Below are 15,410 nucleotides of genomic sequence, written 5' to 3'. Positions count from 1 at the left end.
TAACCTCTCCGATAATAGAGTTATCTTTTGGGTGTTATTTTATGCAATTTTTTTTATTAAATAAAATATTTTATGATAACCTAAAATGGAAAACTCAATTGTATGAGAGGTCTTTAAAATACGATAGAATGTCATTGGATTGCCTATCCGCGCTTATTTTAAAGAAGCATCTTTGCTACTCAAGCCCTTTCGCAACAGCTCCTATGAATGGTTTAATGGTAAAGTCCCATTAAGCCTCATATTTTTGCGTTTATAAAGAAGGAACTCGCTACCATTATACACTTTGCCTCCAATGTTGGGACAATCTTTAGCGCTTGAGACAGTTCATAAAAGTATTTTTATTCTTTCCTTAATGCTTTTATACGCACAGCCTTTTCCAACCTATAACATACAAACAAATGATTTTGATTGATTCACCGTAAAATAGAATAGGGTTTAAATGAGAAAACTCTACGATACTCTGAACTCTTATTCCATATGAAATAGTAAAAATTATATTTATAAATCAAACTATTGTCTAAATAAAATAGTATCTCTCCTCAGTAAAGGAGTATTTACCAGTACCTATTCGAAAAATAAAAGCCTCATTTTAAAATGAGGCTTTTAAATTGTTTAATTTTGCAAAAAATTAAAATTTATAAGCGACACCTACACGGAAGTCGTTTGTCTTGTAGCCCATTTCAACGTTATCTTTCACAAATTTTTTCTTACCAAAATCTGAATAACGATATTCTGCACGCAAAAGAATATTATCAGTCATTGCAAAATCAACCCCTCCCCCAAGAGTATAACCAATCATGGTCTTTTTTTCATCATACACCCACTTAGCAAGATCACCCGCTTTCTTTTCCGTATTAGATTTGTTAGAGATGATGTTGTTAAGCTGTGTATAAGCAACACCACCGGCCACATAAGGCATCAAACGATCAAAAGAAAAACCAAATCTTACCCGTGTAGCGCCAGCCCATTTTTGTTTTAAAGTGTGATACACCACTTCATCAAAGGATGCCGAATGATCTTCATCATCACCACTAGTACCTACTGTTACAATTTTTGATTTTGATGATGCTTCTTCGATGTGACCTTCTTGTAGCAAATTGTGATCCTTTGTATCTTTTTTATTAACCCACATGAGATCTGTATCTATACCTATAATAAAACCATTGTTGATACCAATATTGTAACCTGCATAAATGCCACCGATAAAACCGGAAAGTTTAGGTAAATCTTCCTTTCTAACTGAAGACCATTGTCCTGCATCCTCATCTTTTAAATAACTTGCTTTAATTTTACTTGAAAAATTACCAATTTGACCTCCAAGATAAAAACCCGTCCAAGAAAACTGCGGAGCTGTAATAATAGGTACCGGTTGTTCTGGTATCGTAACATCCGCTGCCTGTAATACAGAAATTGACATTAAAGAAAAGATAGATATTGAAATTAAATACTTTGTAATCATAATTGCTCCCCTAAAAGCTAATGTGATAAGTAAATAATAGTAAATCGTTTCACATTTTTTGCAAAAAATCTATAGCAAAAATACCACAGTTATAAAAATTAAATTTTATATTTAAATATTAAGTTATTTTTTAATAAATAATATTGTAAAAATTATTAAATAATCTTTATGTTTTTCTTTAGTTATTTAATCTCTATTGTCTTTTATAGATTCATATTTTCCATTATTATCCAGAATTATAACATTAATTTTTTAAAGAATAAGAGAGATAATAAATAAAGTTTTTTGTCTTATTTACTTAAATATTTTCGTGATATTCGTGTTATAAGAAGTCATATATAGTCATAACCTTTATAAGATTTTATCTAAATCTGTGTGACAAAACACTCTTGCACATCTTCTTGTGTTGAAGACCTCTCAATTCATAAATGTATCTGATAAACTGCTGCTTTTATAAATGCAGCCATATGCTTCTTTCATACCCATAAACTAAGGCTTATAAAGAGTATTATTTACTAAAAATCGTCATTCCATTGATTATTATATGAAGAATAATGCCTAGAATAAGCTCATTTAACAGAAAAATTCTTTCATTACACTTGAAAAATGAATAGAGAAAAATATTCACTCTATAAAGCTCTCAAAACGTATAATGAAATATCACAATTAATATATAAAAATGGAATGAACACTTTTTATTATTCTATAATATCTGTTTAGGCTTTATCTTAAAATTACATTAAATATTTTTATAAAACCATTATAAAAGATATTTAATATTTTATAATTTTTGTAAAAATTGAACAGACCAATTGCCCAGTTTCTGCAATTAATTTTTCAACACGAAGCAAATCTGGTTCCCCAACACTATTTAACAAAAGATCACTTAATCCAGATGGCATATCATTGGGATCAAGGGGATCATTTAAGCAAAGCCGTATAATTTGACTCAAATTTGTATAGAGACGATAGGCATAATGTAAATCAGCAATACATGACTGATTAAGAAAACTGTTTGGTAAGTGATCTAAAATATCTGCTGTCGTCGCTCCAATTTGAAACTCAATGACATGCGTAATAAGAGCAAATTGTGCAATAAACTCCAAATCCATAATACCACCAGACATCGTTTTAAAATCCCATTGATTTTTTGGCGGCTTTTCTTTTGCAATTAAAGAGCGCATTTCATATACTTCTTTTGCAACTTCATTCTTATCACGAGAAATAGCAATAATTGTACACACTTCATTTTCTAGCTTTTGTAAAAAATCAGGATCTCCTGTAATGCCCCGCGCCCTTGTTAAAGCAAGATATTCCCATATCCATGCTTCTTGACGATAATATTTTTTAAAAAATGGAAAAGAAACAGCAACAGGTCCTTTATTACCTAAGGGCCGTAATCTTAAATCAACGGCATAAAGAATACCTTGGCTTGTCAGTGTGGATAAAGCAGAAACGAAACGTTGTGCTAAACGCGTATAATATTGAGAAATGTAAAGAGGCTTTTCTCCATCAGATATTTCTGCACCTTCATCGTGTTCATAAAGCAACATGATATCAATATCGGAACCTGCAGTTAATTCACGACTTCCAAGCTTTCCCATTCCCAATATGCCAACACGTCCCCCTTTAATACAGCCATGAAGACGAGAAAACTCTTCTTGAACGGTAGCAAATGTTTTTGTAATCATAAGATCAGCAAGTGCAGTAAAAGCAAAACCGGCTCTTTCTCCTGTAATTGTACCATTCAAAATTCGAATCCCAATTAAAAAACGTTGCTCATCGGCAAAAATTCTTAAATGGTCCAGAATTTCCTCATAAGAGGAGACATCTTCAAGAAAATATTCAAGCCGTTTTTCTAAATAGGCTTTTGTTGGTAATTCTGAAAGAATATTTGGGTCTAACATTCCATCAAAAACATGAGATCTGCGTGTAATAATTTCCCCAAGACGTGGCGCAGCTCCCATGATCAGGACAAGCATATCTAAAAGGGAGGGATTAGACTGCAAAAGACTAAAAAGCTGAATTCCTGAGGGTAAGCCCTGTAAAAAACTATCAAAACGCAACATTGCCTCATCAGCTCGTTTTGTTGCACCAAAAGCTTTCAAAAGAGCCGGTGTTAATTCTGTTAATCTCTCGCGTGCTTCAGCGGATTGCGTTGCTTTATAACGACCACAATGGAGGGTGCGCATAATGCGACAAATATCACTCGCTCTTTCAAAACCTAAACGGCTTAATGTTATTAATGTCTCCGGATCATCTCCTTCTCCTGTAAAAACTAAATTGCCAGTTTCTAAACCGAGTTCTTGTTCATTCTCAAACAGTGCTGCATAGTGTTTTTCCACAACCTGAAGTATTTTTAATAAATCACGGATAAAACTGCTCCTGTCGTGATAGCCCATTAAATAAGCAACACTTGTGAATTGAGAAATATCATTTGGAAGAAGATGCGTTTGTTCATCCGCAAGCATCTGAATACGATGTTCTACATTTCTTAGAAAAGCATAACTTTTTATAAGACTATCTCGCGTTTTCTCACTGATCCAACCAAGCGTGTGGAGTTCTGCTAACATTGCAACTGTCTGACGCCCACGTAATTGAGGAAAACGTCCACCAGCAATAAGTTGTTGTGTCTGAACAAAAAACTCAATTTCGCGAATACCACCACGACCTAACTTTATATTATGGCCATAAGCGGCAATTTGACCGTAACTTTTATGCGCATGAATTTGACGTTTGATCGAATGAATATCAGCAATCGCAGCATAGTCTAAATATTTGCGCCACACATAGGGAAAAAGCTCTTTAAGAAAGTTAAAACCTGCTCTCTTATCGCCAGCAACTGGACGTGCTTTGATCATAGCGGCTCGTTCCCAATTTTGTCCACGCCCTTCGTAATAACGCAAAGCAGTCCTTACTGGTAAGGCCAAAGGTGTTGACCCTGGGTCCGGACGAAGACGAAAATCAAGACGAAAAACATATCCTTCCACAGTGCGCTCTTGAATGATACGGATTAATCGGCGTACCATTTTAGAAAATACGTCGACACTTTCAGAAAGATTACCAATATGAGGGGACGTTTCATCAATGAAAACAATAAGATCAATATCAGAAGAATAATTAAGTTCTCCTGCTCCTAATTTTCCCATCCCTAAAATGATTAAACCACAGTCTTTTTCTGGATTCTCGCGGCTTAGCAAAGTAATCTTACCATGATCATGCGCTTCTCTTAAGAGAAAGCGCAATGCTACACCTAATGCTGCTTCACCCAAACGTGTCAACCAAGTACATGAAACTTCGTAAGTAAAAACACCACTCAAATCAGCTAAAGCAATAAGAACATGCACCTCTCGTTTTTTGCGCCTTAAAGCAGCCATTAATGAAGCTTCATTGATAGATTTATCCTTATCAATAACCGTAATATCATCGATAATTTCGCTTATCCTTGTTTCTATATCAACATGCAATAAAGGACTAAGATATGATGGGTTGGCAATTAAAACCTCACGCAAAAAGGGAGATAAAGTCATAACTGAACGGATAAAATCAATCTGCATTCCATTCTCTGAAATGAGAGAAACAAGCAGTTCTAAACCTTCTTTCCTTGCTTGTTCTTCCATGTCTTTTAACCATTGGGAACCACTTTCATTGAGAGGGCACAAAGGGAGAAGCTGTGTTTTTAAAAAAGCTTGTTTTGTCTGATCTCCCTTGAAAAGCATTTTGCCTTCCTTTCTATTGCATTACACTTTTAAAATAGTTGTTCCGTATGAAAAAAGAAAAAGTATCTTTAAGGAAATAACAAAACAGCTCTAAGTCCTGGATTTGCATTTTCAAGTAATAATTCACCTCCGTGCAGCTTCATAACTGCTTTTGCTATACTTAAGCCAATCCCAAAACCAGGTTGTGTACGGCTTTCTTCAAGGCGAACAAATCGTTCTGTTACTTTTTCACGTTTGTCCTCTGCTATTCCTGGACCATTATCGCTTACAACAACTAATAAATGTTCATCACGATATTCCATTGATAAGCAAACCTTCGCTTTTCCTCCATCTTTAGATGCATATTTAATCGCATTATCGATAAGATTAAAAATTGTTTGCGCAACAAGCTCACGATTCAATTTAAGCTCTTTATCAAAAATATCTCCTAACTGAAGTAAAACACCTGACTCTTCAGCAAAAGGTTCGTAAAGCTCAACAGCATCTTCAAGGATCAGTTTCATATTCATCATCTCAAGATGCTCAATTGCACTGCTCGCTTCAATGCGTGAAATCATTAAAATCGCATTAAACGTACGAATAAGTTGATCTGATTCAGCAATAACACTCTCAAGGACCTGACGATATTCAAGCTTTGTCTTATTTCCCGAAAGTGCCTCTTCAGCACGATTTCTAAGACGTGTTAACGGTGTTTTCAAATCATGAGCAATATTATCCGATACTTGGCGTAAACCAATATTTAACTCTTCGATGCGGTCTAACATAACATTAAGATTCGTTGATAATCGATCAAACTCATCTCCTACCCCAGAAACCGGTAAACGCCCACTGAAATCACCATCCATCAAGCGCCGTGATGCTGCCGTGACCTGATCAATCCTTTGTAAAGCTCTTCTGCCAACAAAAAACCATATAAGTAATGCGCCTCCCACCATTGCAGCAAGTGCAATGATTACGGCCTTACGAATAACTGCTGCAAAACGTTCGGGCTCATCCAAATCACGTCCTATAAGGATCTTCATAGCATTAGGCAAATCAAAAACAACCGCCAAAGCGCGATGTTCACTTGTTTTGCCATGTTCTCCAAAACGGGAATACAAAAAGGAGGTAGAAATAAAACCATCCTGTTTCAAAAGACCTAATTCAATACGTGCTACATTACCTGCTAAAATACGACCCATAGGATCCGTAACAAGATAAAGAAATGCCCCTGGTTGTCTTGAGCGATAATCTATCGTGCGCATTAATAAAGAGAGCCCTCCATAATTATAAGCATTTTCAATATATTTTAATTCTTCATGTAAAGCCTGTTCAGTCTGCTGTTTTAACAGCGAAGCAGAAAATGCTGTCATATAAATAGAAAGGCCTGTTGCCACCAATCCAAACAATAAAATGTAAAGTGCTGAAAGCCTTAGCGCAGTCGTGCGCATTATATTCATTAAACGATTCATACTTTGTTATCTGGTGCTTTCAGCACATATCCAGCGCCACGCACCGTATGAAGAAGTGGAACATCAAAGTCTTTTTCAATTTTTGCTCTCAAGCGAGATATATGAACATCAATGACATTTGTTTGCGGATCAAAATGATAATCCCAAACATTTTCCAAAAGCATCGTGCGTGTAACAACCTGGCCCGCATAGCGCATTAAATATTCAAGTAAACGAAACTCTCGTGGTTGCAATAGAATGTTTCTATCACCCCGTTTTACCGTATGCGCTAACCGATCAAGCTCAAGATTGCTTACGCAATAAACAGTTTCTGCTTCTTTAGGATTCTTACGCCGTTGTAATACTTCAACACGCGCAAGAAGTTCAGAAAAAGCATAGGGCTTTGTCAAATAATCATCCGCCCCTGCGCGCAATCCCGTCACACGATCATTGACTTGCCCTAAAGCCGAAAGGATGAGAACTGGTGTTTCATTGCCTTTAGCACGCAATTGTGAAATAATAGAAAGTCCATCACGATGCAAAAGCATCCGATCAACAACCATAACATCATAATTTTCTGTTTCAGCTAAAGCATATCCCGTATCACCATCATAGGCAACATCAACGGAATGTCCTACCTCCAAAAAAGCTTTTTCGAGATAATGTCCTGTTTCACGATCATCTTCGATAACGAGTATTTTCATAAAACACATCTCCGTTATTTTTATAAAATTGCATTGTAGGACAGAAATCTACAAAATCTCTGTCCCACTCATAATAAAGTGCTATTTTTTGAAAATTGGAAGAGCAACAAAACGGTTTTGATCATTTGTTCGCACTTGTAGGAGAATAGCTTTTCGCCCTAACTTTTGGGCATTCTTGATTGTATCGGTAATATCAGAGGTCTTTTTAACAGATTTATTATTCACTGTCACAATAATATCACCTGGACGGATTCCCTTATCAGCAGCATCTGAATCCGAATCCACATCCGTTACAACCAATCCTAAACCATCCTCAGAAGGAGCAACAATTAACCCATAATCTTCCAATGTCTCATCTGAATCACCACGTTCATTTAAATATTTTGAACCTTCTTTCTTACCTTCATCTTCAGGCATTGCAGCAAGTTTAACTTTGATCTTTTCCTCCTTACCAGACCTAAAAATCTCTAAAGCTACGGTTTCTTCCGGACTCATATTTGCAATACGCTTTGCCAAGTCACGAGAATCATTAATTTTTTCATTATTCACTGAAATAATGACATCGCCTGCCTTGATACCAGCCTTTGCTGCTGGTCCTTTTAATGGATCAGTAACCAAAGCACCTTTCGCTTCTTTCAAACCTATCGAATCAGAAATTTCCTTCGTTACTGGCTGAATCATAACTCCAAGCCAACCACGTTGTACTGAACCTTTTTCGATAAGTTGTTGCACGACCTGTTTCGCTGTCCCTGCCGGAATAGCAAAAGCGATCCCAACATTGCCTCCTGAAGGAGAAAAAATCGCCGTATTAACGCCAACAACCTTGCCATTCAAATCAAAAGTTGGACCTCCAGAATTTCCTCTATTAACAGCCGCATCAATTTGAATAAAATCATCATAACTACTGGTGCCAATATCTCGTCCACGGGCCGAAACAATACCTGCTGTCACAGTTCCTCCAAGGCCAAATGGGTTACCAATAGCAACAACCCACTCACCAACGCGAAGCTTTGAATCATCACCAAAATCAACATAGGAAAATTTTCTTTTGTCATTTACTTTTAGGACTGCAAGGTCAGTTTTTGGATCCTTCCCGATGAGCTTTGCATTCAATTCTGTACCATCATCAAGAACAACAGTATAACTTGTACCTTCAGAAATCACATGATCATTGGTCACAATATAACCATCAGACGAAATAAAAAAACCTGATCCAAAAGCGATAGGACGGAGTCTTTGTGAATGATGGGGAAATTTATTTTTAGGTTTATCAAAATCATAAAACTCTTTAAAAAGCCTTTTTAAAGGATGCTGATCTGGTAATTGATCAATCCCTGGACCACTAAAAAAGTTGCTAAAGAACCAATCTTCTTTCTTTTTATTACTCTTTACTTGCACTGCAACAACCGCTGGTTTTACTTGAGCAACGATATCTGCAAACCCCTGTTGTTGCACTAATGAAGTAAATACAGAACTTGCATGAGCCTTTGTCGTCCATAAGCTTGATGTACATCCACTAAAAAACAGTGCACTCTCCAATACTGCAGAAAAACTTACTGCGACAAATGTTTTAAAGAAAGTTTTTTTTAACATTTACTCTATGCTCCTATTCAATCATACTTTCTATCCCAATCTGATTATCTATAAAATACCAGACCTTACCGTTTTCTGTCTAAATTGTTAAAGTTTTGTAAGATTTTAGTATTCACCAATATCATTTACAATAAGGTTGATTGCTCATTGCAGATGAGCTAAATTCTCCTCTCTATGTAGTATCTTTTTGACTACAATAGTGTTTTTGACTGCTTTCCCCCGCTGCATTTACAATCATTATTTTCTAACGCTTATACCGTTTTAACTGGAAAAATATGACACTTGCACCAATGATGATAATCATCAAAGGCGAAAACCATAAAAACCAAGTTGTTTTATTCAATGGCGGTTTTAAGAGAATGAATTCACCATATCGCTCAACAAGAAAGTCAATCACTTGTTGATTGCTATAGCCCATTTTTAGTTTTTTCCGAATTAAAACCCTTAAATCACGTGCTAGAAAAGTATCTGAATCATCAATTGATTGATTTTGACAAACAGGACAACGTAAATGCGATGAAATATCGCGCGCGCGCCTTTCAAGAACTGTATCCTTTAAAATCTCATCCGGCTCTACAGCTATCGCTAATCGGCAAGGAAACATTACGATTAAAAAACATAAAAGCCAAAGATTTTTTTTCATCTCAATGTCTTCTCCCAAAATTTAAAGAAAGAAGTACCCTCTTGTAGGCTCCAGTGCGAAACCAATATCCCAGAAGAGAAAAACATCCTCCCATAGCCATCATGAATGCCCCTAACCAAATACATATTATATAAGGCTTCCACCATATGTGCACAACAAGACCCCGATTATCGAAATGTCCCGGCACAATATAGAGCTGCGATAAGCCATAATTTTGAAGACCAACTTCCGTTGTTGATGTATTTTGGCTTGAATAAAATCGCTTTGAAGCTGTTATATGACCCACGATTTTTTTATTTTTATATATTTTAAAATAAAACTCCATTGCCGAATAATTCGAACCAAAACGACTATCTACAGTATCAAAATGAAGCGTTTTATCTGCTATCGTCACCCACTCTCCTATGTTCATGGTTAAAATACGTTCTTGACCAAAATTTGCCACACAAATAATACCAAATAATGTAACACTTAGTCCCATGTGTGCTATTGCTGCACCAAAAACCGACCATGGTAATCCAAGAAATCTCTTAACGCGTACTGAAAAAGCTTTCTTGCCATATCCACTTTTCCCCCACAGATCCGCTAAACTGCCTAAAAAAACAAACGCCGATAGTCCAATGCCTAAAACTGCGAGAATATCACGCACAGATGTCGCGTAAAATATTATACAGATGATACCAACCGAAATAAGAACAAACCACAACCGTTCAAAAACTGCGGGAAAATCACCGCGTTTCCATGCCATCATTGAACCAAACGGAATAAGAAACAATAGCAAAAGCATGAGCGGCCCACAGGTAAGGTTGAAAAAAGCAGCTCCTACAGAAATTTTTTGCTCTGTTAGCATCTCAATAAAATAAGGATAGAGCGTACCAATCAGTACTGTTGCGGTTATTGTTGTCAGTAACAAGTTATTTAAAACAATAAACCCTTCACGCGAAATTGGTTGAAAAAAATTTTCTGTTTTTAAAAGAGGGCTGCGTAAGGCAAAAAGAAGAAAAGCTGCCCCTGTAAAGAAAAATAAAAGTGCAAGAATTGCTCGCCCTCGCGCTGGATCAACAGCAAAACTATGAACAGATATTAAAAGACCAGAGCGAACAAGAAACGTTCCCATAAGAGAAAGAGAAAAAGTCAGCAGCGCTAAAAACAAAGTCCAACTTGTCAATATTCCTCGTTTTTCGAGAACAAGAGTAGAATGTAAAAGAGCCGTTCCTGAAAGCCAAGGCATAAACGAAACATTTTCAACTGGATCCCAAAACCAATATCCTCCCCATCCTAGCTCATAATAAGCCCAATAGGAGCCAACCATAATCCCCAATGTCAAAAAACACCAAGAAAGTAGAAGCCAAGGACGAACCCAACGCGCCCAAATCCTATCAATATGCCCCATAATCAATGCCGCAATGGCAAAAGAAAAACAAAGTGAAAAACCAACATAACCTAAATAAAGAAGGGGAGGATGAATCGCTAATGCGATATCTTGTAAAAGAGGATTGAGGTCATTTCCCTGTAATGCTGGTGGATTCATACGTAAAAATGGGTTGGATACAAAAAGAATAAATAAAAGAAAAGCGCTTGTAATCCAACTTTGGCAAATTAAAATAAGTGTCTTAAAATCTGTTGGTAAATATTGACTAAAGAAGGCCATCAATGCACTAAAAAAAGTAAGACTTAAGACCCATAATAACATAGAGCCTTCGTGGTTGCCCCAAACACCTGTGATTTTATAGAGCATCGGTTTTTCTGAATGAGAATTCTCAACAACATTCAAAACAGAAAAATCAGAGACAACATGAGCATAAATCACCACTAGAAAAGAGAAGAGTAATAATGTGAAAGTGATATATGTTAGAGGGACAGCTGTTTGCATTAACAAACGATCTTTCCTCCAAAAACCTAAAGCAGGTAAGAAAGCTGCTAATAAGCTTACGGCAAATGCTGCGGCTAAAAAAATATGACCCAGTTCGACAAGCACAATCGAATTATTTCTCCACACTGTAATGTTTTTTCAAGCGATCAGCAGTTTCTTTAGGCCTATAAGTTTCATCATGTTTTGCTAAAATACGCGTCCCTATAAAAAAACCCTGTTTATCGAAATACCCTTCTACAATCACCCCCTGATCTTCACGAAAAAGATCCGGTAAGACACCCTTGAAAACCACTTTTTTATGTTTTGTGTTATCCGTTATAAAAAAAATAACGCTACTCTCTCCAACATATTGAACGCTCCCCTTTTCAACAAAACCGCCCAAACGCAAAGAGCGCCCTGTTAAAATATCTTCTCTTGTAATTTCAGAGGGCATTCTAAAAAAACTGACCGCATGACGCATTGCATATACGATAAGACTTGCTGCAATTGCCATAACCAAACAACACAATAAGATGATCAGTAAGCGCCTTTTTTTTCGCTGCTTTAAAATAAGCTTCAACGAAGCAGAGTTCTTTAAAGATTGATTGTTCATAGACACTCTACGAAAAAGTTTTAAATACGTTCTATAAGCATCCATATTTTATTTTTTAAAGAGCTTTGCACATCTTCTCTATAGGTGCAACTTTTTATCTAATACCCCACCTTTGCCAACACGCTTATCAATACCTTTCTTCCTTTTTTAGTTTTTACACCAATTTTTATTTACTCCATAACAACTTGTACTGTGCTCTTGACATTCTTCATTTTTGCTCTTCAACCTCCTTCACCTATCCCTTCCTCTTCCAGAATGATCACTTCTCTTAATTTTTCTAATTGGTGACGATCTCTTTTCTCTGTCGGTTCATTTAATGAGCCAAGTAACCGAATCATCATTTTTTCAACCCGTGAACGTCCTGCAAAATTTTTAGGCATTGTATCAAGAAAGCTTTGTAAAAACTGCACTGCCTGCGCCGTTTTTCCGGCTTGATGAAATGCATCGGCCAACAAGAGGCGCGGATAAAAATCTGTTGGCGCTAAATCTGCTGCTTTTTGAAAAGCTCTTTGTGCCTCTTGCGTTATCATTCCCCCTTCATAACCAACCAATGCTAAACCATATCCTACAAGCCTTGGTGCTGTTTCTCCATTCAAACGAAGGGCATCTAAATAAGTATTCACAGCTTCTTGAAAGTGGCTTTCTTCGAGATACCCTACCGCTAAGGCATCTGCTAATTTGCCATCATAAGGAGAGCGGAAAAAAAGCGCTTGCAGACGAACAAGCTTTTCTTGCTTACTGAGAAGTTTAGGATTCTTATCCATTAATTCGCTAAAAAAATAACTTTTTACTTCTGGATTGCCTGTTAGACCATAGATACTCCAAGTCATAAGAAGAACAAACAAAACACTTAGCGTTTTAAGAATATTTCTTTTTTTATAATGCCTATAAAGTTTACGAGACTCAATCGTATGGATATAACTTCTATAACCATCCACGGTTTGAACTTGCCACTTTTTCTTTACCTCATCGTCAAAACGGAGTGAAAGAAAAAGAATAATTGCCAGAAAAGTGAGAAAGAATGCTGCAAAAATGAGGAGGAGCATATTATTTTTTCCAATACAAACAGAAGATAACGCGCTTATCTTTTAGCCTCTTCATGAAAAGAGTGATGTAAAATAATAAAATCTATTGTTCATTTCTCTCAATAGATCACCTCTATCAAGAAAATAAAAACAAGGCTTTATTTTCATAGTTTGATTATAAATATGGATCTTCTAAAATGTCTCCCTACCTTTTTGTATTGTCTAAATATGTCTTCATAAATTCTATAGATATTTCCTGCTTAAGCAAAAATATATTATTCTCCCATTTTGGGTAATAAAACTTTTGTACACAATCCCCCCAAGACAGAACGCGATAAAAAGAGAGTGCCACCATATTCATTGACCATATCTGAAACTATTGCTAACCCTAAACCTGCCCCCGGTTTACTTTCGTCAAACCACCACCCTCTTTTTAACGCTTTATCAATTTTATCTTCTGTTAAACCAGGGTCATCATATTCAACAAAGATACTAAAATATTTTTCTTCTTCAAGGTTTTCTTCTAAAAAACAAGAGATCAATACCTTTGTGCGAGACCACCGAGTAGCATTTTCAATCAAACTCCCTATAATTTCTTCTAAATCTTCCTTCTCTCCAGAAAAAACAATATCATCAACTTCCATAATAAATTCAATTTGTTTTTCAGGATTAAGCTTTTTCATAACCCGTACTAAACGATCCATCACATTGCGAACAGATGTATGATAGACAATACTATCACATTGTGCTGCAAACCGCGCCCGTTGAAGATAACGATTGATTTGAGCTTGCATAATTTGCGTTTGCTCTTTCAACAAATGAGCCTTTTCTCCACGCATCTTATCTGTCTCATTCATAATCACGGATAGAGGTGTCTTCAATGAATGTGCAAGATTACCAACCTGTGTGCGAAATCGCTCAATAATACGCTGATTATTCTTAATGAGAGCATTCATTTCTTGTGCAAGCGGCATCACCTCGCTGACTAAATCGGTGTTCACATAGTGAACTCTTCCTTCACGAATATCATTCAAAGACCGTCGAATAAGTTTCAACGGCTGAAAACTAAAGAAAATAAGAGCAATATTAATCAGAACACTCCCGAGACCAAAACTCCAAAGAAAAATTTGCAAAGTTCGCTTAAACTCCTTAACTTGAGCATGCGCTTCATCAATATTCCCAACAAGTCGAAAACGTGCAATATGATTTTTATTATCAAGAACAACATCACTCTCAATCACTTGTAGCTTTTGACTATTATTCCCCTTTATCCGATAAGAGCGAAAGAATTTATTGTCAAAAGGTATATCAACATCGCTGGGTGTAAATATCTCTCCTATTCCCAATGAGGGGGAGGTCAATCTTCCTTTTAAATTATGGGATATCGCAACAACTTCCCAATACCATCCCGTTGTTGGATCAACATAACGAATATCATCAATTCCAGCCCCTCCTCTCAAAGTGCCGTCTGGTGATACCGTTACTGTTGCAATCAAACCGTAGAGTTGAGCAGAAAGGATACGCTCTAGGCTCTCTTCAGTTGAACGCTTATAAAATAAAATACTTACTGCAGAAATCGATAAAAGAGAAATAACAATCCATAGCGTTGATAAAATCATAACACGTAAACTGAGCGATCGCGTAATGACAAAAAAAAACCTCTGAAACCAATTATCCTCTTTGAAAACATTCATTCATCACCTAGCGTTCTCACGCGATACCCTACTCCTCGGATAGTCTCAATCAAATCCACGCCAAGCTTCCTGCGTAACCGCCCTACAAAAACTTCCACTGTATTTGAATCCTTATCAAAATCCTGATCATAAAGATGTTCAGTAAGTTCCGTTCTTGAAATGACCCTATCACAATGATGCATCAGATACGAAAGAAGTCTGAACTCATAAGATGTTAGTTTAATCAATTGACCATCCACAAAAACACGAGATGTCTTCGTATCTAACACAACATTCCCACAACATAAGGCACTTGTTGCATGTCCTGTCGCACGACGAATTAACGCTCGCAAGCGCGCCATCACTTCCTCCAAATGAAATGGCTTCACAACATAATCGTCAGCTCCAGCATCAATACAAAGCACCTTATCAGACCAACGATCTCGTGCCGTTAACATTAAAACAGGCATGGTGCGCCCTTCTTGACGCCACTTTTCAACAACACGAAGCCCATCAATCTGCGGTAAACCTATATCAAGGATCACCGCGTCATAAGGCTCTGTGTTGCCTAAAAAATAAGCCTCTTCACCATCAAAAGCACTATCAAAAACATAGCCTGCACGTCTTACAGCTTCTGCCAACTGATGGTGAAGATTCCGATCATCTTCAACGATTAAGATACGCATCCAAACACCATCT

General features: G+C 36.7%; 11 protein-coding genes. All 11 read right to left on the bottom strand.

The genetic code is table 11. The features are described 5' to 3' along the window. Positions 1-628: 628 nt before the first annotated feature. Positions 629-1,459 (bottom strand): outer membrane protein, encoded by an 831-nt coding sequence (locus tag D1092_RS01670; RefSeq protein WP_120121897.1) that lies wholly within the window; start codon positions 1,457-1,459, stop codon positions 629-631. 773 nt (positions 1,460-2,232) lie between these two features. Next, positions 2,233-5,178: a bifunctional [glutamine synthetase] adenylyltransferase/[glutamine synthetase]-adenylyl-L-tyrosine phosphorylase gene (locus tag D1092_RS01665; protein ID WP_120121896.1), complete on the bottom strand. Its 2,946-nt coding sequence runs from the start codon at positions 5,176-5,178 to the stop codon at positions 2,233-2,235. A 68-nt stretch (positions 5,179-5,246) separates the two neighbouring features. Then, positions 5,247-6,629, bottom strand: a complete 1,383-nt coding sequence (locus D1092_RS01660; RefSeq protein WP_120121895.1) for a sensor histidine kinase — start codon at positions 6,627-6,629, stop codon at positions 5,247-5,249. Then, the gene (locus tag D1092_RS01655; RefSeq protein ID WP_120121894.1) at positions 6,626-7,312 is read right to left on the bottom strand and encodes a response regulator transcription factor; all 687 of its coding nucleotides are present in this window, start codon (positions 7,310-7,312) and stop codon (positions 6,626-6,628) included. Before D1092_RS01655 ends, D1092_RS01660 begins: the two co-directional genes overlap by 4 nt. Positions 7,313-7,393: 81 nt before the next feature. Further along, on the bottom strand, positions 7,394-8,905 hold the full coding sequence (locus D1092_RS01650; protein ID WP_120121893.1) for a Do family serine endopeptidase: 1,512 nt from the start codon (positions 8,903-8,905) through the stop codon (positions 7,394-7,396). Positions 8,906-9,149: 244 nt separating this feature from the next. After that, complete coding sequence (locus tag D1092_RS01645; RefSeq protein ID WP_120121892.1) at positions 9,150-9,548, bottom strand: cytochrome c-type biogenesis protein; 399 nt, start codon at positions 9,546-9,548, stop codon at positions 9,150-9,152. 1 nt (position 9,549) lies between these two features. Then, positions 9,550-11,526 (bottom strand): heme lyase CcmF/NrfE family subunit, encoded by a 1,977-nt coding sequence (locus D1092_RS01640; protein ID WP_120122749.1) that lies wholly within the window; start codon positions 11,524-11,526, stop codon positions 9,550-9,552. Positions 11,527-11,533: 7 nt separating this feature from the next. Then, positions 11,534-12,013, bottom strand: a complete 480-nt coding sequence (gene ccmE, locus D1092_RS01635; RefSeq protein WP_120121891.1) for a cytochrome c maturation protein CcmE — start codon at positions 12,011-12,013, stop codon at positions 11,534-11,536. 221 nt (positions 12,014-12,234) lie between these two features. After that, positions 12,235-13,059: a tetratricopeptide repeat protein gene (locus D1092_RS01630; protein WP_241436836.1), complete on the bottom strand. Its 825-nt coding sequence runs from the start codon at positions 13,057-13,059 to the stop codon at positions 12,235-12,237. A 254-nt stretch (positions 13,060-13,313) separates the two neighbouring features. After that, positions 13,314-14,732: an ATP-binding protein gene (locus tag D1092_RS01625; protein ID WP_120121890.1), complete on the bottom strand. Its 1,419-nt coding sequence runs from the start codon at positions 14,730-14,732 to the stop codon at positions 13,314-13,316. Further along, a complete protein-coding gene (locus tag D1092_RS01620; protein ID WP_120122748.1) occupies positions 14,729-15,397 on the bottom strand; it encodes a response regulator transcription factor in 669 nt (222 codons plus the stop codon). The genes D1092_RS01625 and D1092_RS01620 overlap by 4 nt, the downstream gene beginning before the upstream one ends. Between the last annotated feature and the right edge of the window lie 13 nt (positions 15,398-15,410).

This window comes from Bartonella krasnovii, from assembly GCF_003606345.3.
Lineage (GTDB): Bacteria > Pseudomonadota > Alphaproteobacteria > Rhizobiales > Rhizobiaceae > Bartonella > Bartonella krasnovii.
This window is presented reverse-complemented; position numbering and strand designations above follow the sequence as displayed.

Coding starts and splice junctions, on each gene's coding strand:
- D1092_RS01670 (WP_120121897.1), bottom strand. CDS start 1,459: ATGATTACAAAGTATTTAATTTCAATATCTATCTTTTCTTTAATGTCA.
- D1092_RS01665 (WP_120121896.1), bottom strand. CDS start 5,178: ATGCTTTTCAAGGGAGATCAGACAAAACAAGCTTTTTTAAAAACACAG.
- D1092_RS01660 (WP_120121895.1), bottom strand. CDS start 6,629: ATGAATCGTTTAATGAATATAATGCGCACGACTGCGCTAAGGCTTTCA.
- D1092_RS01655 (WP_120121894.1), bottom strand. CDS start 7,312: ATGAAAATACTCGTTATCGAAGATGATCGTGAAACAGGACATTATCTC.
- D1092_RS01650 (WP_120121893.1), bottom strand. CDS start 8,905: ATGTTAAAAAAAACTTTCTTTAAAACATTTGTCGCAGTAAGTTTTTCT.
- D1092_RS01645 (WP_120121892.1), bottom strand. CDS start 9,548: ATGAAAAAAAATCTTTGGCTTTTATGTTTTTTAATCGTAATGTTTCCT.
- ccmE (WP_120121891.1), bottom strand. CDS start 12,013: ATGAACAATCAATCTTTAAAGAACTCTGCTTCGTTGAAGCTTATTTTA.
- D1092_RS01630 (WP_241436836.1), bottom strand. CDS start 13,059: ATGCTCCTCCTCATTTTTGCAGCATTCTTTCTCACTTTTCTGGCAATT.
- D1092_RS01625 (WP_120121890.1), bottom strand. CDS start 14,732: ATGAATGTTTTCAAAGAGGATAATTGGTTTCAGAGGTTTTTTTTTGTC.
- D1092_RS01620 (WP_120122748.1), bottom strand. CDS start 15,397: ATGCGTATCTTAATCGTTGAAGATGATCGGAATCTTCACCATCAGTTG.